This window comes from Pararhizobium gei (genome assembly GCF_029223885.1).
In the GTDB taxonomy this organism is placed as follows: Bacteria; Pseudomonadota; Alphaproteobacteria; order Rhizobiales; family Rhizobiaceae; genus Pararhizobium; species Pararhizobium gei.
The window spans coordinates 357,413-378,263 of sequence record NZ_CP119409.1 but is presented as its reverse complement, the minus strand read 5'-3'; the positions used below and the strand labels follow the sequence as shown (position 1 = coordinate 378,263).

Annotated in this window: 21 protein-coding genes; 8 read left to right on the top strand and 13 right to left on the bottom strand. The window is 59.3% G+C overall.

The genetic code is table 11. The features are described 5' to 3' along the window. Positions 1 to 42 precede the first annotated feature (42 nt). The 12 genes from PY308_RS01765 to PY308_RS01710 all read right to left on the bottom strand — a co-directional run bounded on the left by PY308_RS01765 (position 43) and on the right by PY308_RS01710 (position 12,394). Positions 43 to 1,365, bottom strand: coding sequence for an MATE family efflux transporter (locus PY308_RS01765; RefSeq protein ID WP_275787382.1), 1,323 nt, complete (start codon positions 1,363 to 1,365; stop codon positions 43 to 45). A gap of 100 nt (positions 1,366 to 1,465) precedes the next feature. After that, positions 1,466 to 2,500 (bottom strand): L-threonine 3-dehydrogenase, encoded by a 1,035-nt coding sequence (gene tdh, locus PY308_RS01760; RefSeq protein ID WP_275787380.1) that lies wholly within the window; start codon positions 2,498 to 2,500, stop codon positions 1,466 to 1,468. A gap of 63 nt (positions 2,501 to 2,563) precedes the next feature. Continuing rightward, positions 2,564 to 3,751, bottom strand: coding sequence for a glycine C-acetyltransferase (locus PY308_RS01755; RefSeq protein ID WP_275787377.1), 1,188 nt, complete (start codon positions 3,749 to 3,751; stop codon positions 2,564 to 2,566). 61 nt (positions 3,752 to 3,812) lie between these two features. Beyond that, positions 3,813 to 4,898, bottom strand: coding sequence for an NAD/NADP octopine/nopaline dehydrogenase family protein (locus PY308_RS01750; protein WP_275787375.1), 1,086 nt, complete (start codon positions 4,896 to 4,898; stop codon positions 3,813 to 3,815). A 51-nt stretch (positions 4,899 to 4,949) separates the two neighbouring features. Beyond that, a complete protein-coding gene (locus tag PY308_RS01745; RefSeq protein ID WP_275787374.1) occupies positions 4,950 to 5,561 on the bottom strand; it encodes a helix-turn-helix domain-containing protein in 612 nt (203 codons plus the stop codon). 41 nt (positions 5,562 to 5,602) lie between these two features. Then, positions 5,603 to 6,178, bottom strand: a complete 576-nt coding sequence (locus tag PY308_RS01740) for a peroxidase-related enzyme (protein WP_275787371.1) — start codon at positions 6,176 to 6,178, stop codon at positions 5,603 to 5,605. Continuing rightward, complete coding sequence (locus tag PY308_RS01735; RefSeq protein WP_275787368.1) at positions 6,175 to 6,675, bottom strand: CMD domain-containing protein; 501 nt, start codon at positions 6,673 to 6,675, stop codon at positions 6,175 to 6,177. Before PY308_RS01735 ends, PY308_RS01740 begins: the two co-directional genes overlap by 4 nt. A gap of 12 nt (positions 6,676 to 6,687) precedes the next feature. Continuing rightward, positions 6,688 to 8,181 carry an NAD(P)-binding domain-containing protein gene (locus PY308_RS01730; protein WP_275787366.1) on the bottom strand — a complete coding sequence of 498 codons (1,494 nt, stop codon included), beginning with the start codon at positions 8,179 to 8,181 and terminating at the stop codon, positions 6,688 to 6,690. 85 nt (positions 8,182 to 8,266) lie between these two features. Beyond that, positions 8,267 to 9,352 (bottom strand): ABC transporter ATP-binding protein, encoded by a 1,086-nt coding sequence (locus tag PY308_RS01725; RefSeq protein ID WP_275787363.1) that lies wholly within the window; start codon positions 9,350 to 9,352, stop codon positions 8,267 to 8,269. Continuing rightward, complete coding sequence (locus PY308_RS01720; RefSeq protein ID WP_275787361.1) at positions 9,352 to 10,146, bottom strand: ABC transporter permease; 795 nt, start codon at positions 10,144 to 10,146, stop codon at positions 9,352 to 9,354. Before PY308_RS01720 ends, PY308_RS01725 begins: the two co-directional genes overlap by 1 nt. After that, positions 10,146 to 11,132, bottom strand: a complete 987-nt coding sequence (locus tag PY308_RS01715; protein ID WP_275787359.1) for an ABC transporter permease — start codon at positions 11,130 to 11,132, stop codon at positions 10,146 to 10,148. Before PY308_RS01715 ends, PY308_RS01720 begins: the two co-directional genes overlap by 1 nt. Positions 11,133 to 11,284: 152 nt before the next feature. Continuing rightward, positions 11,285 to 12,394, bottom strand: a complete 1,110-nt coding sequence (locus PY308_RS01710) for an extracellular solute-binding protein (RefSeq protein ID WP_275787356.1) — start codon at positions 12,392 to 12,394, stop codon at positions 11,285 to 11,287. A 419-nt stretch (positions 12,395 to 12,813) separates the two neighbouring features. Here PY308_RS01710 and PY308_RS01705 point away from each other — a divergent pair, with 419 nt between their 5' ends. From PY308_RS01705 to PY308_RS01675, 7 genes are all read left to right on the top strand, one after another. Then, complete coding sequence (locus PY308_RS01705) at positions 12,814 to 13,095, top strand: metal-sensing transcriptional repressor (protein ID WP_275790977.1); 282 nt, start codon at positions 12,814 to 12,816, stop codon at positions 13,093 to 13,095. 69 nt (positions 13,096 to 13,164) lie between these two features. Continuing rightward, positions 13,165 to 14,466, top strand: a complete 1,302-nt coding sequence (locus tag PY308_RS01700) for an MFS transporter (RefSeq protein ID WP_275787354.1) — start codon at positions 13,165 to 13,167, stop codon at positions 14,464 to 14,466. 273 nt (positions 14,467 to 14,739) lie between these two features. Further along, on the top strand, positions 14,740 to 15,744 hold the full coding sequence (locus tag PY308_RS01695; RefSeq protein ID WP_275787352.1) for an NAD-dependent epimerase: 1,005 nt from the start codon (positions 14,740 to 14,742) through the stop codon (positions 15,742 to 15,744). A gap of 10 nt (positions 15,745 to 15,754) precedes the next feature. Then, positions 15,755 to 16,534 (top strand): metallophosphoesterase family protein, encoded by a 780-nt coding sequence (locus PY308_RS01690; RefSeq protein WP_275787350.1) that lies wholly within the window; start codon positions 15,755 to 15,757, stop codon positions 16,532 to 16,534. 246 nt (positions 16,535 to 16,780) lie between these two features. Further along, positions 16,781 to 17,971 carry a TMEM43 family protein gene (locus PY308_RS01685; protein ID WP_275787348.1) on the top strand — a complete coding sequence of 397 codons (1,191 nt, stop codon included), beginning with the start codon at positions 16,781 to 16,783 and terminating at the stop codon, positions 17,969 to 17,971. Positions 17,972 to 18,094: 123 nt separating this feature from the next. Then, on the top strand, positions 18,095 to 18,883 hold the full coding sequence (locus PY308_RS01680; protein WP_275787345.1) for a YdcF family protein: 789 nt from the start codon (positions 18,095 to 18,097) through the stop codon (positions 18,881 to 18,883). 59 nt (positions 18,884 to 18,942) lie between these two features. After that, positions 18,943 to 19,578: a trimeric intracellular cation channel family protein gene (locus PY308_RS01675; protein WP_275787343.1), complete on the top strand. Its 636-nt coding sequence runs from the start codon at positions 18,943 to 18,945 to the stop codon at positions 19,576 to 19,578. Positions 19,579 to 19,583: 5 nt separating this feature from the next. Here the strand turns inward: PY308_RS01675 and irrA are convergent, their stop codons facing one another. Continuing rightward, the gene (gene irrA / locus PY308_RS01670) at positions 19,584 to 20,003 is read right to left on the bottom strand and encodes an iron response transcriptional regulator IrrA (RefSeq protein WP_275787340.1); all 420 of its coding nucleotides are present in this window, start codon (positions 20,001 to 20,003) and stop codon (positions 19,584 to 19,586) included. A 316-nt stretch (positions 20,004 to 20,319) separates the two neighbouring features. On the opposite strand from irrA, the gene fabA reads away from it, so the two are divergent. Beyond that, positions 20,320 to 20,835, top strand: a complete 516-nt coding sequence (gene fabA, locus PY308_RS01665) for a 3-hydroxyacyl-[acyl-carrier-protein] dehydratase FabA (protein ID WP_275787339.1) — start codon at positions 20,320 to 20,322, stop codon at positions 20,833 to 20,835. The last annotated feature ends 16 nt before the right edge of the window (positions 20,836 to 20,851 follow it).

Genomic DNA, 20,851 nt, shown 5'->3' with positions numbered 1-20,851 from the left:
AATCCAGCCGCGCGATGGCAGCCGCAGCGCTTTCAAATTCGCCTACAGGCTTTGGAATATGCGTTTAAGATTGAAGCCCAATGTCGCGGCACGGGCGATCATGAGAAACAACATCGAGATCCATAATCCGTGATTGCTCCAGACCTGCTGCAGCAGATAGGCGGCCACAAGGAAAACGATGGTGGAAATAAACATGCTGTTGCGCAATTCGCGGGTGCGCATTGCGCCGATGAATATCCCATCGAGCATGTAGCCGGTTACCGAGACCAGCGGCAATGCGACGAGGTAAGGAAGGAATGCGATGGCAGCCGCACGCACATCCTCCTGGTTGGTCAGGGCCTCGATGATCGACGGGCCGGCGAGAGCATAGGAAAGCGAAAACAGAAGCGCGACCAGGCCCGACCATAGAAAGGCGGCTTTGATCACACGAGCAAGGGCCTGCTTGCGTCGTGCGCCGATGACCGAGCCGACGAGCGTTTCCGTGGCATGGGCAAAGCCATCAAGCCCGTATGAAGCGATGCCGTGGAGATTGAGAAGAACGGCATTGGCCGCCAGAATGACATCGCCTTCCGCCGCACCGGTGCGGGCGAACCAGGCAAAGCAGATCAACAGAAAGAGACTGCGAAGAAATATGTCGCGGTTGACCGCGATCAATCGCTGGAATGCGAGCCTGTCGAACAGGTCCCGCAACACAACCTGAGGACGTGAACCCCACGGCCGGACAACGAGGAGCCCGAGGACAAGGGCGGCCCACTCCGCCAGGGCGGTGCCTGCCCCGATGCCCGCGACACCCCAGTCAAAGACGAAGACCAGCGTCAACGTGGCGGCGAGGTTGATCCCGTTTAACGCGACCTGCAATGCGAGCGAAATCATCACGCGTTGGCACCCCAGGAGATAGCCGAGCAGGACGAAATTTCCAAGGGCGGCAGGGGCGGACCAAATCCGGGCGAGTGCGTAAGCCGAGGCACTTTCAAAGACTGCGCTGCTGCCGCCGAGAAATCCCAGACCAATGTGGATAATCGGCTTCTGCAGGACAATGATGGTCCACCCGCCGGCGGCGGCAATGAGAAGTGCCCTGAACAGATGCATGCGCATGAGCGCCGCATCGTTGGCTCCCCAGGCTTGGGAGACCAGACCGGTCGTGGCCATTCTCAGGAAGCTGAAACTCCAGAACAGAAAATTGAACAGCACGCCACCGAGCGCGACGCCACCGAGATAGGACGCATCAGGCAGGTGTCCAGCCACCATTGTGTCAACCAGCGACAAGAGGGGTTGCGCCAGATTGGCCAGAATGATCGGAAGAGCCAGGGCGAGCATCCGCCAGTTCCAGTTTTCCCGCGGCTCCGCAGACGGAAGAGTGTTCATTGCTTGCATTGCCCTAACTGGAAAGTTTCGACCTGCATTGCGTTGACACCGTCGCTTGCGCCGCATTGTCCCCGATTTCGACCCAACAGGCCCTTATGGCTCACCAGTCCATGACCACCTTGCCGGAATTGCCGGATCTCATGGCCTCGAAACCGTCGCGGAAATCGTCGATGCCAATGCGATGGGTGATGAGCGGCGACAGGTCGAGCCCGCCCTGGACAAATGCGATCATCTTGTACCAGGTCTCGAACATTTCCCGGCCGTAGATGCCCTTCAGGTTCAGCATCTTGAAGATGACCTTGTTCCAGTCGATCTCGAACCCTGTGGGGGCGATACCGAGAATGGCGATCTTGCCGCCATTGTTCATCTTGTCGATCATGTCGCGGAAGGCAGGTGCTGCACCGGACATCTCGAGCCCGACATCGAAGCCTTCGGTCATGCCGATGCGTTTCATCACATCAGACAAATTTTCCCTGGACGCATCGACGACATAGTCGATGCCGAGTTTTTCGGCGAGTGCAAGGCGCACCGGGTTAATGTCGGTGATGACGACCTTGCGCGCGCCGGAGCGCTTGGCGACCATGGCACCCATGATGCCGATCGGCCCCGCGCCGGTGACCAGAACATCTTCACCGACGACATCGAAAGAAAGTGCCGTGTGCACGGCATTGCCGAAGGGATCGAAGATTGCCGCGATTTCATCCGGCACATCGTCGGGAATGGAGACGACATTGTATTCCGGAATGCAAACATACTCGCCAAAGGAACCGGGCCGATGAACACCGACACCGAGCGTATTGCGGCAGAGATGCCCTCTGCCTGCGCGGCAGTTGCGGCACTTGCCGCAGACGATATGGCCCTCGCCGGAAACGCGCTCGCCGACATGATGCTTGGTAACGGCCGTGCCAATTTCCGCGATCTCGCCGACGAATTCGTGGCCGACGACCATGGGCACCGGAATGGTCTTCCGCGCCCACTGGTCCCAGTTCCAGATATGCACGTCAGTGCCGCAGATGGCCGATTTCTTCACCCTGATCAGCACGTCGTTCGGACCCGGCTCGGGCACCGGCACGTGCTCCATCCACAGGCCAGTCTCGGCGCGGGATTTGACGAGGGCTTTCATCATGTTGGTCATTGCTTCATCCTCATTGAATCCCCGCGATGCGGTCCTGCCCTTCCCCTCAAGGGGCGGGTAAGATCAAATCACGCCCAACTCCCGTCCAACCTCTTCGAATACGGCAATCGCCCGGCGAACGTCTGCCTCGCTGTGAGCGGCCGACATCTGGGTGCGGATGCGAGCCTGGCCCTTCGGCACGACGGGAAAGGCGAAACCAACCACATAGACACCTTTTTCCAGCATCTTTGCAGCCATGTCCTGTGCCACGGAAGCGTCACCGAGCATTACCGGGATGATCGGATGTCCGTCGCCGGCCAAGGTGAAGCCGAGCCTGGACATTTCCGTGCGAAACAATGTGGCGTTGTCTTCCAGACGGGAGCGCAGGGCATCGCCGTTGTCGATCAGGTCGAAAACCTTCAGCGAAGCTGCGGCAATCACCGGAGCCAGCGTATTGGAAAACAGATAGGGTCGCGACCGCTGGCGCAGCCAGTCCACGACCTCGCGTTTGCCCGAGGTATAGCCGCCGGACGCGCCGCCAAGCGCCTTGCCAAGCGTGCCGGTGATGATATCGACCCGGCCCTCGACACCGCAATATTCGGCCGAGCCGCGTCCGTGTTTTCCAACAAATCCCACGGCATGGCTGTCGTCGACCATGACCATGGCGCCATATTTTTCGGCAAGATCACAAACGCCTTTCAGATTGGCGATAATGCCGTCCATCGAGAAAACGCCGTCTGTGGCGATCAGCTTGAAGCGCGCGCCGTCCGCCTTCTTCAATTCCGCTTCCAGTGCCGCCATGTCGTTGTTGGCGTAACGGAAGCGTTTGGCCTTGGAGAGGCGCACGCCATCGATAATCGAGGCGTGGTTGAGTGCATCGGAAATGATCGCGTCCTCGTCGTTGAGCAGCGTCTCGAACAGCCCGCCATTGGCATCGAAGCAGGACGAATAAAGGATTGTGTCCTCCATGCCGAGAAAGCCCGAAATGCGCGCTTCGAGTTGCTTGTGTTCCTCCTGCGTACCGCAGATGAAGCGGACTGACGCCATGCCGTAACCGTAACGGTCGAGCGCTTTTTTGCCCGCCTCGACAAGTTCCTCATTGTTGGCGAGACCCAGATAGTTGTTGGCGCAGAAGTTCAGGACCTTCGCCCCGGAAGCGATCTCGATCTCGCCGGCTTGCCTGGAAACGATCACCCGCTCGGACTTGTAAAGCCCGGCGAACTTCAGCCCCTCGAGTTCCTGGGAAAGATGGGACAAAAATGCTTTGCTCATTGCAGGGCAGCCTTATGTGGCGGTTCATGTTTTCGCGTCATCGCTGTAGCGACGATCGCATTCAGCCGGTGGCGACGGCAAATCCGTCATGGCAAAGATGGCGGAGTTCCTCGAGCGACATCGAGTCCAGTTCCAGAGCCGTCAGAAGATCGTTCTCCGCGGTGAAATCCCGGCCATACATGGACGAGAAAATCCGTATCCCGGCTTCATGCAATTCTGCGGGATAACCCGCAAGGCGTCCGATCTTGGCCGTCATGACCAGACCGAACGGCACGTCCTCCGTCACGTAGCGGCTGTCGGCTGTGGCCGGACCGGTTCCACCATTGCCGGCTTCGTGCATCTCCTGGTTCATCTCAGAGATCGAGTTGACCGGCACATGAAACGAAAGGTGGAAATGCTGAAAGATGTCGCGCACCTGAAGACCGAGCTTGGTCGCGATTGCGATCCGTTCCCTGTCGAGATCTTCGAGAAGGCGCCCGACATTCGGCGTGACATTCTGCCCCTGGCTCCAGCTTTCGCCACGCTCCATGCGCGTCATATTGCCGAGTGCGATCCCCATATGATTCTGCGGGTTAAGATTGGATAGGGCGATTGCCATCAGGCTTCCCCGATCGAGGAAACGATCACCGAACAGTTCTTTGCAAATCTTAAGGCCCGAAGCGCTCCGCGAGGCCGGGACGGTTGCAATATCCACCTGTTTGCGAACCGTATTCACATTGACCAGGGTCGGGCTCAACTGTCTGCCCGACACGGCGGTCGTACCCCATGCAACAATCGTGGCGACGACGCCGCGCCGGGCAAGCAGCCGCGACAGATAGAGCGCGCCGAACGAAGCATGAGAGCTGAATATAACCGTCTGCAGCGACGTCACATGGGGCGCAATCGCGTCGAGGACGGTTTTATGACCATAGGCCGGCAGTGCGATGACCAGCGCGTCCGCGGCAGCCACCAGCGCCTCGGCGTTTACGGCTACGGCGGGGTGGAAGGTGCCCTGAATAGCACCTTGCGCAACCAGCGCCTCGCCGCCGGCCAGCCCCTTGGTGCGTTCGCCTGATGGCGACCATAGGGTCACCACGTGATCATTTTGTTCAGCCAGCGCCGCTGTGGCGAATGCGATCGAGCCCGCTCCGACAATTCCTACCCGCATGAAAACGTCCTTTTCTGCTCATTCTCTAGTCGCGGCGTATCCGCCGCTCGATTATTTAGACCGCAGCGGTGCGCGCTGCGTGTTCGGCCCCACGTCCCCGGATGCGACCACCAGGAACGCCCCGGCTCCGACGTTCCCGACGCTTGTCAGCGAGTGGGACACATCAGCGGCGTAGCGTGCCGTCTCCCCGGCGCGCACGATCATCGTATTGCCGGCACTGCGCACGACGATCTCGCCCTTGGTGCAATGCAGATGCTCGATCGTGCCGGATCCATGCGGATCGCTGATCAATTCACCATCGGCCTCGAAGCTCAGCAGATACCATTCGATCAGCGACACCATGCTGGCCGGCGACAGGATCTGCAGCGTGCAACTGCCGTCCGCGCTGCGGATGGTCGGCGTCAGATTGCCCGGCTGCAGGTCGATGATCGGGCCGCCACGCTCTTCGCTGGCACCGCTGACAAGGCTGTTGAGATCGATCTTCAACGCCCGTGTCAGATGCCAGAGCGTTCCATAGGTCGGATTGGCATTGCCGCGTTCGATTTCCGACAACATGGACCGCGATACGCCCGACATGGCGGCAAGCTCCGCCAATGTCAGGTTCAATGCCTTCCGGTAGGCCTGCAGGCGGGGCCCAATTTCGGGCGGATTGACCGAAAGCATGTTGTCTTCCTTTTTTCCGAGCCCGTGAACAGTGCGGCCGGTCATGCGCTGACCGGCTCGCCAAGCGTATGCATCAGCCGGTTGGCCCAGCCGAACAGGGATACGGACAGGATAAGGTCGAGGATTTCGTCTTTGCCGAGACCTACCTCTACCAGCGCCGCCATGTCGTCGGCATTCGCCTCGGAAGGGCATTTCGAAAGCTTGACTGCAAACGTCAGGATCGCTTTCAGGCGCGGGCCGATCTGCGCATCAACACCATTGGCAAAGATCGCCGCGATCACATCCTCGTCCTTGGTCAGCTGGTTGTACCGGCTGGCATGAACGGCGGCACAGTAGATACAGCGGTTGACGATAGACGCCCCGACAGCCCCGATCTCGCGTTCGGCCCGCGACAGACCGTCGCGATTGTACATCACCGCGTTGAACAGCGGCGTCCGGTGCTTCAGCGTTTCGACATCGTGGGCCAGCACCAGGACATAGTCCGAGACTTTGTTATTAGACGGAGTGACCTTCAAGGCTTCCAGTTGCTCAGTGCTAGCCTCGGCAAGGTCCAGCGGCGTCACGTACGGCTTCCAGACCGGGATGTCGGTGGTGAAATCGTGAACCGTTCTGCTCATGCGAACCTCTGCATCAGTTGCAGGCCGGCGGCGACCCTGATCTGATAGCTGACGAAGGCGACAAGCTCCGCCAGCCGCACGATGTCGGCATCGGCAAGTCCCGCCTCTTGCAGCAACTCGATATCGTGCCGCGTGGCATCCTTCGGCGAATGGGCGACGAGGTCGACATGCCGGATGATGGCCCTGGCACGCGCGTCGCTGCCGCCGTTAAACCAGATGTCGGCCAGGCGCGCGGCCTGTTCCGGCGCACCGGCCTTTTCCAGCATGGCTTCGAAATGGTCCTCGAAGCCCTTGTGATCATTTATTTTAGCGACACGCCAGGCGAGCGCTGCGCGCTCGGCATCCGAGAGCCCGCCCGGATTGTCCGGCGTCAGGGCACCATCATGCGTCTTCTGGGTCAGCGCCATGATATCGGCCCGCCCGGCCACAATTCCGGCCAGCGCTCCGCCGGGCTCGATGCCGGCGATCGCGGCAACCACGTCTTCGTTTCCAGCCATGCCATCCTCCTCCTACGCCTGTTTGCGGGCGGTGGTCTCTTCACCCTCCGGCAAGGGTGACGCCGTCCACTCATCGCCACGCAATTCAGGCGTTTCATAGTCCATCAGTCGTTGCCAATAATGGTCGAAATCTTCCTCATAAAGCTTGGCTGCGATTTCCCGCACGAGCCAGGCCGCACCTTCGCTGATGCCGGGAATGTCGCCGCTGACCTTGCCGAGGCTTGCAGCGGCCGCCGAATTGAAGCTGTGAATATTGGCAAGCCACGGTGCCTGCCCCGGCTCGCGTTCCAGAAAGGTGAAATCATCTGCCAGGTACGGGAACTTGCCGAGATCGCTGTTTGCCTGATCATCCGGCGGGGTAAAGCGGTCCTGCCACAACAAAATCTTGTCCGCATAGCCATCGAGTTCCTTGCGGGCCAACGGATCCACGCCGAAGCCGGTGCCGAGGATCATGAAATCAGCCCGAACCTGTCTGCCCTGCGATGTCTCGATCACGATCTCCTCGCCATCAAGTTCCGTCCTTTCGACGCCCGCGTCAAAATGGAAATAGGCGTTCGGATGCCGGCTCACGCGCATCGTCGAACCACGCGGTGCCGGCGTCTGCGTGCGCAACGAATAGTTCATGATCTGCCAGCGCCTGGCATCGCCCAGTTTCGGAAAGCCGGCCGTGAAGCCGAAAGAGCCGATGCCCATCAGCTTGTTGATGCGCGGCATTTCCTTGCGGCGAATAAGATGGCGGACTTCAGCCGCCCCTGCCTCCAGCGCCTCGGCAGCATTGTCAACGGCAGACGCGCCGATGCCGACGACCACGACACGCTTGCCGCGCAGGCCCGCAAAGTCGATTTTGTGCGCGGAGTGGGCCCAGTATTTCTGCGGCAGGCCATGGACGAAGGCCGGGATGTTGGGCCTGCCCATTCCGTCACGGCCGGTTGCCATCACGACTTTGCGGGCAAGCACAGACGTTTCGGCAGCACCATCGCCAGCGAGGGTTAAGCGCAGCAATTGACCCTCCGGCAAAATCCTCGTCACCTCGACATCGTTCTCAACCGGCAAGGCCAGGACCTTGCGATACCAGCAAAGATATTCCATCCACATCGGGCGCGGTATCTTGTCGAGGATCGTCCATGCCTCGTTTCCAAACCGGGCGGTGAACCAGGCGCGAAAAGTGAGCGAAGCCATGCCATAGGCTGGACCCGTCAGTTGCTTGGGCGAACGAAGCGTCTCCATGCGCGCATAGGTCAGCCATGGCCCTTCGAAGCCGGCCGGACTACGATCGAAAGTGCGGAAATTCCGAATGCCGGCGCTCTTCAAGGCAAAACTGGCAACCAGACCGCACATGCCGCCACCAATGACGACCACGTCATGAACGTGATCCTCGCAAGCAGTGGGCACGACCCAGTTGACCTGCGGATAACACAGGCAAGCGAGATCGTCGCGGACGCGCTGTCCCAGTTCCGCCAGACTTTTGGCTGCAGATGGAAGAGGTGCCTGTGCGTCATATACCATGCTCTGCCTCCGCCACCCGATAGCTCATCATTCGCATCGATTGCTTCATTTGTTCAAGACCGAGGCGATGCGCGCCGGTGCCGTCTCAATTGTGGGCATGCCGGTCAGGAATGACAGCCGTGGTTTCCGCTTTCCATCCGAGCCAGACGTCTTCACCGCTCAGTTGCGCGACGTCGCCGGGATGCACCAATGTATTGAGCATGGCGCCATTTCCAACCTCGACCAGCAGCGATGTGTGGTTGCCCTTGAACACGCGCTGACGAACCTTGCCTTTGACGCGATTGCCGCTTGTCGGCTCCGCAACCGAGCAGTGGATCGCCTCCGGGCGCAGAACGACGTAGAGGTGCTCGCCAACTTTCGGCGCCAGCCCGCCCGGATTGGCCTTGATGGTGATGCCGTTCCAGTTCAAGGCTGCAACATCGCCGTCCAGGCCGGCGAAGGTGCTGCGCAACAGATTGGTTTCACCGACGAAATTGGCGACAAAGACGGAGCCGGGCCGCCCATAGAGCGTATCGGGATCGCCCATCTGTTCGATGCGGCCCTGGTTCATGACCACGATCGTGTCCGACATCGTCAGCGCCTCTTCCTGGTCGTGCGTCACGAACATGAAGGTCTTGCCGGTCGTCTCCTGGATTGCCTTGAGTTCGATCTGCATCTGCTGGCGTAATTTGGCATCGAGCGCCGAAAGCGGCTCATCGAGCAGCAGGACGGCCGGGTCCGGCGCAAGCGCACGTATGAGCGCAACGCGCTGGCGCTGGCCGCCAGATAGTTCGGCAGGCAGACGACTGGCGTAGTCCCGCAGCTGGACGAGTTCCAGCAGTTCAGAAACTCTTCTGTGAATATGCCGGTTGTCGAAGCCCTTCAATTCAAGTCCGAAAGCGATGTTCTTCGCAACCGTCATATGGGGAAACAGGGCATAGTCCTGAAATACGATGTTTACATTGCGCTTGTTGGGCGGAACCCGTGTGACGTCTTTGCCGCTTAGCAGGATGCGGCCGGAGGTCGGCGTCTCGAAGCCACCGAGCATGCGCAGAGAGGTGGATTTTCCACAACCGGACGGACCAAGCAGGGTGACGAATTTCCCGGCCTCGATGCTCAGATTGAGGTTATCGACAGCAAGGTGCTTGCCGTAGCTTTTGTTGACATTTTCGAATTGAACGACGGTTTCCATCAGCGGGTCCTCGCGCGGCGGGTGATGTGTTCGGCGTACAGTCCCACGACGGCCGTAACCACCAGAACGATCGTCGCCATTGCGTTGATTTCGGGAGACATCCCGCCCTGCACCTTGGCAAAGATCAGCATGGGAAGTGTCGGCCGATAGCCACCCAGGAAAAAGGTGCGGACAAAGTCGTCGATCGACAGGAGCACGCAAAAGATCATGCCACCAAGCAGTGCCGGCCCGAGATAAGGCAGTGTGACACGCAGAAAAGCCACAACGCTATCGGCTCCGAGATCACGGGCCGCGTCGACGAGATTGCCCGGCATCGAGCGCAGGCGGGTCAGCGCCATCACCACCACGAACGGCACTGCGTGAACAGTATGGCCGAGAATGATGGCCGTGGTTCCCGTCGGCATATCGATGGTCGAGATGAAGATGCGCAGTGAAATTGCCGAGATCATGCCCGGTACGACCGCCGGCAGACAGGCCAGAGCAAAAATGATTGTCCGGCCGCGTATCCCCTCCGCGACGATGAGCATGGCGATCCAGGTTCCAAGCACGGTTGCCGAGAATGTGGTCGCCGCGGCGATCATGATCGAATAAAGGCAGGCCTCGAGGAACTGCTTGTCCTGCATGACCTTTACGTACCAGTCAAACGTCCAGTCGCTGATCGGAAAGGCAACGAAGTTGGCGTCCTTGAAGCTCATCGCCATCATCAGGGTCAGAGGCAGCAGCAGGTAGAGGATGAAGGTCCAGTAAAACGCCGTCAGCGCCGTGCGGGGAGCGTCGGAAAACATGTCTCGCATCAGAATGCGTTCCTTTTCTTGCCGCCGACAAGCCGCATGAAGATCGCTGCGGTAATCAGGGCGGTCACCAGCATGATGAGTGCGAAGGCGGCGCCAACAGGCCATTTGTCGCTGGCGCCGTGGAAAAAGCCGCTGATGGTTTCAGGGAAAAGCACGGTATTGGGGCCTCCCAGCAACATGGGCGTGGCGAAGACACCGATGCAGGTGAGGAAAACCAGCGAACAGCCAGACACGATGCCGTCCTTCGACAAGGGCAGGATGATCCGCCGGAAGCGGGTGAACGGCCCGGCGCCCAGATCGGCCGCAGCGTCCAGATATTGTGTCGGGATTTTCTCGATCGCCGAATAAAGCGGCAGAAGCATGTAGAGGCAGATGAGATAAACCAGACCGAAGCCGAGCGAAAATGACGTGTAGAGCATCGGAATCGGACGATCGATAATGCCCACTTCGCGCAACAGGACGTTCAACCCGCCTCGGTTGGCCAGCAGCATGATCACGGAAAAGGTGCGGATCAGTTCACCGGCCCAGAAGGGAACCAACAGCAGCAGCAAGGCTTTGGTGCGGCCCTCCGGCTTGACGATCTTTGCCACGTAATAGGCAACGGGATAGACGACCAGCAGCGTGACGGCAGTGGCCGCCGTTGCGAAGACGAAGCTCTTGAGCAACGGGGTAAAATACAAAGATTCCCTGAAAAAGATTGCATAGTTATCGAGGGTATAATGCGATTCCACCCCCGGCTGGATCGGATAATGGGACAGAAGGCTGATCTTCAGCATCTGATAGATCGGACCGACATGCAGCATGACCAGCCAGATCAGGGGAACCCCGGCTAGAAGAATGACCCGCCCGATCCGCGTTTCCACCACCGCTCCAAGCGTATGCCTGTAAATCGCGGAATTGACGATCTTCGCCATGCCGGTGGAATATCGGGGCGCGGGCGCGGCGCGCGCTGCCGAATAGCCGGCGATCCTGTTGCTGTCAGCCATGAAACAATCTCGGTTAGCGCTGCTCACCTGACGCCGCTGCGTGAACGCGGCCGGCCATCGCACGTTGATAAGCTTGATCGGCCATGCGACCTGCCTGCCCGGAGAAACGAACATCGCTCCGGGACAGGTGGGTGCAGGCAGGCTTTGCCTTGTCAGGCGGCCTTGACCTCTGCCGTGGCGCGATCGATCATCTCGTTCTTCATATCGCGATTGACCGACGAGAAGAAGATGATGCGATCGACTTCTTCCTGCGGCAGCGTAGAGGCCAGCTTTTCGCGCTCATCGAGCAGATCGCCGACGCCATTCATCGTCGAGCTGTAGCCCGACTGACGGGTCATCGCGGCACCGACTTCCGGGCTTGCCAGAATGGCATCCAAGAGCTTGTATGCATTCTCGGCATTCGGCGCGTTGTTGACCACATTGAGCGTATAGCAGAAGCCGAACGTGCCTTCCTTCGGCACCGAAAGCTGGATCGGATGACCATCCATGATCAGCTTGGCGGCAGGGCCGGACCAAGAATGCGCAAGATAGATGTCCTCGTTGATGAACATCTGCTGCACTTCGGAGCCCGCGTCATAGTATTTACGGACCATATCCTTGTTCTTGATCAGAAAGTCCCGCGCTTCGTTGGTGGCCTTCTGGGCAATGTCCGGCTTGTCGACATAGGTTACGAAGTCACCGTCGTGACCGAGATACTGCATGACGATGGTCATGAAATCGCTGACGATGTAGGATGTCTGACCCTTGTACTGCGGATCGAACATGATTTCCCAGCTCGGCGCATCCTTCACGTAGTCGACATTGCGGGCAAGGCCCTCATAGCCGGCCAGGATCGGCAGACCCCAGAGATTGCCATCGACACGCGCCCAGGGAGCGTCCTGGTAGGCGGTATTGAGGTTCTTCCAGTTGGAAATCTTGCCCGTGTCGAGCGGCTGCAGCAGTTTCGAGTTGATGAACTGCGTGTAGCGATGGCCGGCGACCGTGACGATGTCCGTCGAGGGGTTTGCACCTTCGGCCGTTAGCAGATTGTACTGCTTGCCCTGGTCATCGGTCAGGCGTATCCGGACTTCGATCCCGGTGTCCTTCTGAAATTTCTCGACAAATTCCTGCGGCAGGAACTTGTCGTAAGTCGTCACATTGAGGACTCCATTGTCCGCCCAGGCGGGGCGTGGACGTATAATGTAAGGCACGGCAAGAACAGCGGCGCCCGTACCCAAAAACTTCAGTGCGGTTCTGCGGTTTGTCTCAAACTTGTCACTCATTCAGTTCCCCTTTTTTGGTTTGAACTTTGATCAAGGATGTCAGCGTTCGCTGATATTTTTCGTGAGATGCACTCTCTTACGCCGCGCATGCGCCAAGGCAGAAATTCAGGCACAGAAGAGGCCCTTATTTTAAGTCCGGTATACCGCATCTATTTTCCGGTAAATAGGAATTGATCGCTATATCGGATGAATGTCAAGCATCTTTCGAGAAACGTTTCTTGTCGCTGGCACCGTGTCATTCCCTCTACAGTCCCCCTGGGCACGGCAACGCAGTTGGTGCCCTCAATGCCTGCGATGCCGGCGATGCCGGCCGGCCATTCTGGATGTCTCGGTTCGTTCTTTATCCTTCGGAAAACAGGCCCCGCAGCTCCCTGGGTTCTTGCCTTGAAAGATCCTCTCCAGGAGGATAGGATATGATTATGGTATCTATCGAGCACCGGCACGACACGCACCCCGAAATCGTCAAGCGCTTGAAACGCGCCGAAGGCCACTTGAGGAGCGTGGTCGCCATGATCGAGGCAGGAAAGCCGTGCCTTGACATCGCCCAGCAGCTTCATGCCGTGGAGAAGGCGATCACCAATGCCAAGCGCACACTGATCGAGGACCATCTCGACCATTGCCTTGAAGACGCGGTTGGCTCGCCTCCGAGGGAAAGGCGTCAGTCCATCGACGAATTCAAGTCCATTACCAAGTATCTTTAGCCTTGCCGTACACGCCCGAAGGTCTCAGGCGGCGTTGCCGACCGGGACGCGTTGAACAGGACGGATGAAATGCTGAAAGTTCTCTCGAACCGCACCTACCGGCATCTGTTCCTGGCACAGGTGATCGCTCTTCTCGGTACCGGTCTTGCAACGGTTGCGCTCGGCCTGCAGGCCTACGAACTGGATGCCGGAAGCGCCGGGGCTGTTCTCGGCACTGCCCTTGCAATCAAGATGATCGCCTATGTCACCGTCGCGCCGATTGCCACCGCCCTGACGGAACAGATGCCCCGACGCACAATGCTGGTCGGCCTCGACATCGTCCGGGCGGCTGTTGCCCTGTGTCTGCCGTTCCTAACGAGCGTCTGGCAAGCATACCTGCTCATCTTTGTGCTGCAGGCCGCCTCCGCCGCCTTCACCCCGACGTTTCAGGCGACGATACCGGATGTACTCGCCGACGAAGATGATTATACCCATGCCCTGTCACTGTCGCGGCTGGCTTACGACCTCGAAAAGGTCGTCAGTCCGCTGCTGGCAGCCGCATTGCTGACGCTGACGAGCTATCACAACCTTTATCTCGGCACTGTCGTCGGTTTCCTCGCTTCCGCCGCTCTGGTGACAACGATTCTCTTGCCCGATCCGAAAAGCATGCAACAACGGAGCTTCTATGAGCGAACGACCCGAGGGCTTCGCCTGTACCTCACGGTTCAGCAACTGAAAGGTCTTCTTGCGCTGAATTTTGCAATTGCGGCTGGGGGATCCATGGTCTTTGTCAATACTGTGGTGCTGGTGCAGACCGTCTACGGGCGGGGCGAGCGTTTCACGGCCATCGCGCTTGCTGCTTTTGGATTGGGGTCAATGGTCGCAGCGCTTCTCATCCCGAGGCTTTTGCGATTTATACCGGATCGGCCCGTCATGTTGTCTGGAACCGTCCTGCTCGCCGGCGCCCTTCTTGCCGGTCTGCTCATACCGTCCTATTGGGCCCTGGTCGCGCTTTGGGCCATGATCGGCATTGGATACTCGCTGGTGCTCACACCTTCCGGCCGCATCCTTAGGCGGTCCGGAATGCCGGAAGACCGTCCTGCCCTGTTTGCCGCACAGTTTGCTCTGTCGCACGCGTGCTGGATGATTACCTATCCGCTTGCGGGATGGATGGGCGCGACGATCGGCCTGTCGGCTACATATATACTTCTCGCAACAATAACGGCCCTTGCCTCATTGACCGCCGCGCGGCTCTGGCCGTCCGCAGAAGAAAACGACAGTCATATCCATTTTGATCTCGATGCCGATCATCCTCATATTGCTGGCGCCACGGCCTTCGGCGGTGGCTATCGCCACAGCCACGCAATCATCAAGGATATCCATCATCCTTGATCGCGGCATCTTGTTTCGAGTTTGTGCAAAGCAGAACGGCACCATCACCGGTGCCTCACTCCCTTGCAGATGAACCATTGGCAAGTTGCCCGGCTTTGACTATGCATGCCATCGATTCCGGAACTGCACGTGAACATCATGAGGCGCGCTGCCGCCTGGCCGCTTCGTCCATCCCGGCAACAGCGACAACCGACATCTGGTGAAACGGCGCAGCTTCAGGTACAGGCGGGACGGGCAGCCCGGCTGGCCCGCCGCACACCCTCAGGAGCAGGCATGCATTATTTTATCACCGGAACCGCGGGTTTCATCGGGTTCCATCTGGCCAAGCGCCTGCTTGATGACGGCCATTCTGTCACCGGTTTCGATGGCATGACGCCCTATTATGACGTGCGCCTCAAGGAACGGCGTCACGCGATCCTTAGCCGCTCCGATGGCTTCCGGCCGGTGATCGGAATGCTGGAGGACAGGAGCGCCCTCGAACGGGCAGCGGAAACGACCAGACCGGACATGATCGTCCATCTCGCGGCTCAGGCCGGGGTTCGCTACAGCCTCGAAGAGCCCAAGACCTATGTCGATTCAAACCTTATCGGCTCATGGAACGTCTTGGAGTTGGCCCGATCCCTGCGGCCAAAGCATCTGCTTCTTGCATCGACATCGTCGATCTACGGCGCCAACGAGAAAATCCCCTTTGCCGAAACGGACCGCGCCGACGAACCGATGACGCTCTATGCGGCAACGAAAAAATCGACCGAACTCATGGCGCACAGCTATGCGCATCTCTACGGCATGCCCACGACGGCATTCCGCTTCTTCACGGTCTACGGCCCCTGGGGCCGGCCGGATATGGCCCTGTTCAAGTTCGTCGAGCGTATTCTTGAGGGCCGGCCGATCGAGATCTATGGCGAAGGCCGGATGAGCCGGGACTTTACCTACATCGACGATCTTATAGAAGCCGTCGTCCGCCTGGCCGCGATTGTCCCCGCAGAAGAAAACCGCGTCGAGAGAATCGATACACTGTCGCGACATGCGCCTTTCCGGGTCGTCAATCTGGCAGGCGGACAGCCCGTCGCCCTCATGCGCTTTATCGAGACAGTCGAAGCGGCTACCGGACAGAGCGCGGTGCGCAATTTTCTGCCGATGCAGCCGGGCGACGTGCCGAGAACATTTGCTGCACCGGACCTTCTCAAGGCCTTGACCGGCTTCACGCCATCCGTTTCGGTGGATGAAGGCGTGCAGCATTTTGTCGACTGGTACCGGTCGGAAATGTTCAAACAGTGAGAAGGCTTCGATGATTGCTGGCATTTTGCGCCTTCTGCAGGGTTTGCTGCCGAATAAGCCGGCCGGGCAAAGGCAAAAGCTGTTTTTCGACCGGCGGCCGGAACATATCTACGCTGTCGGCGATGTGCATGGCCGCGACGATCTTCTGCAGCAGATGGAGGAGGCGATCGTCGAGGACAGCCGCCGCCGCGAGGGAACCAAATGGGTTGTCATGCTCGGCGACTACGTCGATCGCGGCCCAGGGTCCGCTTCCGTGCTCGAACGCCTGATGACGCCTTTCCGCGCCGACCTCCAACGATTTTGCCTCGCCGGCAACCATGAAGAGGTGATGCTGGATTTTCTGCGCAATCCTTCTCTCGACCATCGTTGGCTCGATTTCGGCGGCAGGGAAACACTGCACTCCTACGGTCTTCACAAGCTGCCGGCAAGCCGCTCCGCGCTGAAGAGCGCCCTGAGGAAACACATCCCCGCCAGCCATTTCCGCTTTCTTGACGATCTGCCTTCGCTGCTCTGTGTACCGGCCTACTGCTTCGTCCATGCAGGGCTGAAAGAGGGCGTCTCTCTTCCCGAGCAAAAGGATCGCGATCTTTTGTGGCTGCGACCGGATAAAAAAGGGAAAGTCCAGTCAACGCTCGGCCGCATCGCGGTTCACGGCCATACGCCGGTGCGAGACGTCGAGATCGGCCCGTCCCGGATCAATGTCGATACCGGCGCCTATATGAGCGGCAGGCTTTCGGCGGTGCGGATTTCCGGGCGCGACACACCCGAAGTCCTGCAATGCCAAGCATAGCAGCTCGATCCTGCAGGCGGTGACTGCGGGGTTGGCATGTTTTGAAATGCATTTCGCCAGCTGTTTCCTTTCTATAGCATCCTGGGTATCGGACGCCAGGCCGAGTGCGAGCCGACGGTCAGAATGTTCCTTTCGAAAGGACGCGATATATTCCGTTTTTCTGAATTTCTGATAGCAGGAGATCGCATGAATAAATGTACCCGTCCGTCCGTGGGAAAGCGGACAGGCGGCGTAGGGAGACGGGACATGAGCTTTACAGAAACAACGAGGAATTCCTGGTTTTCCCGGTTGAAGAGCGGACTGGTGGGGCTCGTTATCGGCCCTCTTCTGGTCTTCGGAATGATCTGGCTCCTGTCCTGGAACGAGGGCCGGTCCGTCCAGACCTACCGGGCGCTATCGGAAGGCGCCGGGCTGGTCGTCTCTGTCGCAAGCGGCACGGTCGATCCGGCCAACGAAGGCAAGCTCGTTCATGTTTCCGGAAGCGTGACGCCGCAGGGGACGCCCGAAGATCCGATCCTCGGCATTGCCGCGCAGGGTGCGGCAGGCCTTAGCCGCAGGGTCGATATGTACCAGTGGATCGAAGACAGCAAGAGCGAAACGAAGAAGACGCTCGGCGGTGGCGAGGAAACCGTGACGACCTACAGCTACTCCAAGGCCTGGCGGTCGGGCCGCGTCGATTCCTCCGATTTCAAACAGCCGGGCGAGCACCAAAATCCCGATATGCCGATCGAGGGCGAGCGTTTCCTCGTCGAGAACGCTGCGCTGGGTGCCTTTACCATCGACGGGAAAGCTGTCGCAGACATCGCCAAGGACAAGGCGATGCCGCTGACCGCCGATCAGGTCAGCCGGATTTCGGCGGCGCTCGGAACGGGGAGATCCGGCAGACTGGAAGGCACAACGGTCTATGTGTCGGGCAACCGCCAGAGCCCGTCCATCGGCGATCTGCGCGTCAGCTTTACCAGAGAAGATATTTCCGAGGCGAGCTTCGTCGGCGCCCAGAAGGAGCGCCGCGTAACGGGCTACCGCGCCTCCAACGGACGCGAGCTGTTCCTGAGCGCGGCAGGCTTGGTCGATGCGCCGACCCTGTTCGATGCAGCCCAGAGCGAGAACACGCTGATCACCTGGGTCATCCGCGCGGCCGGCCTGCTCGGCATGTTCATCGGCTTCATCCTCATGCTGTCGATCCTCGGCATCATCGCCGACGTCATCCCCTTCATCGGGTCGATCGTCGGATTCGGTACTTCGGTTGTCGCCGGCGTTTTGACCCTGATCCTCGGGCCGCTGGTCATTGCCATCGCCTGGATCGCCTATCGCCCGGTACTCGCTGTTGCGATCATCACCGCAGGCGCCCTGCTGGCGGCTGGACTGATCTATCTGCGGCGCGGCAAAACATCGACCGCTCAACCGGCACAGACACCGACCTTTGGACGGCGCTGAACAACGGAATGCCGGCGCGGAAGGAAACCGCGGTCACGGTTTGCGACGTTGAACTTGACCGACCCCGCCCAAGCCTGCCTATACATCCCTGGTGCGAATGAACCCCGCTAATCGCAGGCCCTGATGTTCCTTGTCTCGAAAGTTCTATGGCTGCTTGCGCAGCCGCTCTCGCTGATTTTCCTGCTTTTCATTGCAAGTTTCGTGGCGGGCGCCGCGGGCTGGCGCAAGTTCCGCGGTTTCCCGGCGGGCCTGGCGGCGACGCTGTTTTTCCTGACCCTGTTCACCAGCGGCGGCGGCGTCCTGCTGCAGAGACTGGAAGTCCGAATTGCACGTCCGGCACATCTTCCTCCGGATCTTTCCTGCATCATCATCCTTGGCGGTGCTTTCGAAAATGAGGTGATTGCCGGGCGGGGCGGCACCGAGTTCAACCAGGCGGCCGACCGGTTCATCGAAGGCGCGAAGCTCGCCATCGCCTTCCCCGGAGCAAAAATACTCGTCTCCGGTGGCGACGGTTCGTTCAGCGGCGATTATCAGGGCGATGCCCAGGCCTCGCTCGCCTTTTTCTCCACCTTCGGCATCGCGCCGGAGCGGATTATCCGTGAGGCGCAGTCCCGCACGACCTTCGAGAATGTCTCCAACACCCGGCAACTGCTCGAGCAGAACGGCCTTGCAGGCTGCATCCTGATCACGTCGGCCTTTCATATGCCGCGTTCGGTCGGACTGTTCCGCAAGCTCGGCATCGCGGTAACGCCATGGCCCGTCGATTATCGGACCAGCGGAAGGCTTACCCTTGGGCTCGATTTCAGCCAACCCTCGCTGAATGCCCAGTTGACGACGACGGCGATCCGGGAGTGGACGGGACTGGCTGTCTATTACGCCAGTGGCCGCACCCACAGGCTGTTTCCGCAATAGGCTATAGTTGACGCGGCAGGGCGGTTGTGGTCCCTCTCTCGTGGATGGCGGAGGGAAACATGCCGATCCTTGAAATTCTCGACTATGCAGGGGTAGCCGTCTTTGCGGCAACCGGGGCGCTCTCGGCATCACGCAAGCAGTTGGACATCATCGGATACATCTTCCTCGCCTCCGTAACCGGCATCGGCGGGGGAACGCTGCGTGATGTCATCCTCGGGGCGACACCGGTTTTCTGGGTCGCCAACCCCTTCTATCTCGTGGTCTGCGGCTCCGTAGCGGTTCTGGTGTTCTTTTCCGCCCATAAAATGGAATCGCGCTATATTTTCCTGGTCTGGCTCGATGCGGTCGGGCTCTCGGCCTATTGCGTCATGGGGGCGGCGAAGGGACTTGCCGCAACAGGATCGCCGCTTGTGGCGCTGGTGACCGGCATGCTGACGGCAACGTTCGGCGGCATTTTGCGCGATCTCCTGGCCGGGGAACCTTCGGTGCTGCTCCGGCCCGAAATCTACGTGACGGCGGCGCTGGCCGGTGCCGGGGTCTTTACGCTTGCCGCCACGCTCGCAGCCCCGCTGCTGGTTGCCTCGGGTCTCGGCGTGGTGACGGCTTTTGCCGTCCGGGGCGGAGCCTTGAAATACGGCTGGACGTTGCCGACGGGGGCGCATACACCGGGTCGGCATCCCGACGATGTCATGTAGAAAATTTAGCCGTGCTTGCGGCGCAGACGGATAACCACGTCGACATGGGCGATTTCCATCCCCTCCGGTGGTTCGGGAAGATTGCCGATCTCGATATTGTTGACCGGAATATCGAGAACCTCATTGTGGCCTTCGACGAAGAAATGATGGTGGTCGGACACGTTGGTGTCGAAATAGGTCCGGGAACTTTCCACGGCGAGAACCCGGATCATACCGGCCTCGGTGAACTGATGAAGCGTATTATAGACGGTGGCCAGAGAAACCGGGACGCCCGCCGCCACAGCCTCCTCGTGCAATTCCTCTACAGTCAGATGCCTGTCGCCCTTGGCGAAGATCAGCTCGGCCAGCGCCATCCGCTGACGCGTCGGCCTTAGCCCGGACTGCCGCAGACGCTCTTCCGAACAGATATCAATGGCAGACGTCATAGAGACGGACCCGGCTTTCCAGCTATTGCACTATAGTCGTTCAGTGCCGATATAACTTTTGCTGCGCAAGCTTTCAATAGTTGTTACGGGGTTGCGGTCTGCTCGAACCGGGAAAACGACCTAAAACTCGGGTTACCGGGGAATTATCACTGGCCGTTGGTGTGCCCATCATGTATGCGACGGCGGAAATAAACCTTGTACCGGGCGATCGAAATGCGTAGCGGGACCTTGTTCGGAAAGGCCATCGCTTCAAATTGTGCTCATCTTGTTCTAAACCAAGTCAACGAAAAACGGACTAGCGGGGAAACGGCTGCTTATGACGACCAGACAATCGAGCTTCAATTATGAAGAAATCCTGACTTGCGGTCGTGGTGAACTGTTTGGCCAGGGCAATGCTCAACTCCCCCTGCCGCCAATGCTGATGGTTCATCGCATCACCGACATCTCCGAAACCGGCGGCACCTTCGACAAGGGTTACATCCGCGCCGAATATGATGTCCGGCCCGATGACTGGTATTTCCCCTGCCATTTTCAGGGCAATCCGATCATGCCCGGGTGCCTGGGTCTCGACGGCATGTGGCAGCTTACCGGCTTCTTCCTCGGCTGGCTCGGCGAGCAAGGCCGCGGCATGGCGCTGTCGACGGGGGAAGTGAAATTCAAAGGCATGGTGCGCCCGCACACAAAGCTTCTTGAATATGGAATCGATTTCAAGCGTGTCATGCGCGGTCGCCTCGTTCTGGGCATAGCGGATGGCTGGCTAAAAGCGGATGGCGAAACCATATATCAGGCAACCGACCTTCGCGTCGGCTTGTCGAAGGAAAAGGCTGCCTGACGCGGCACGCCGGCCC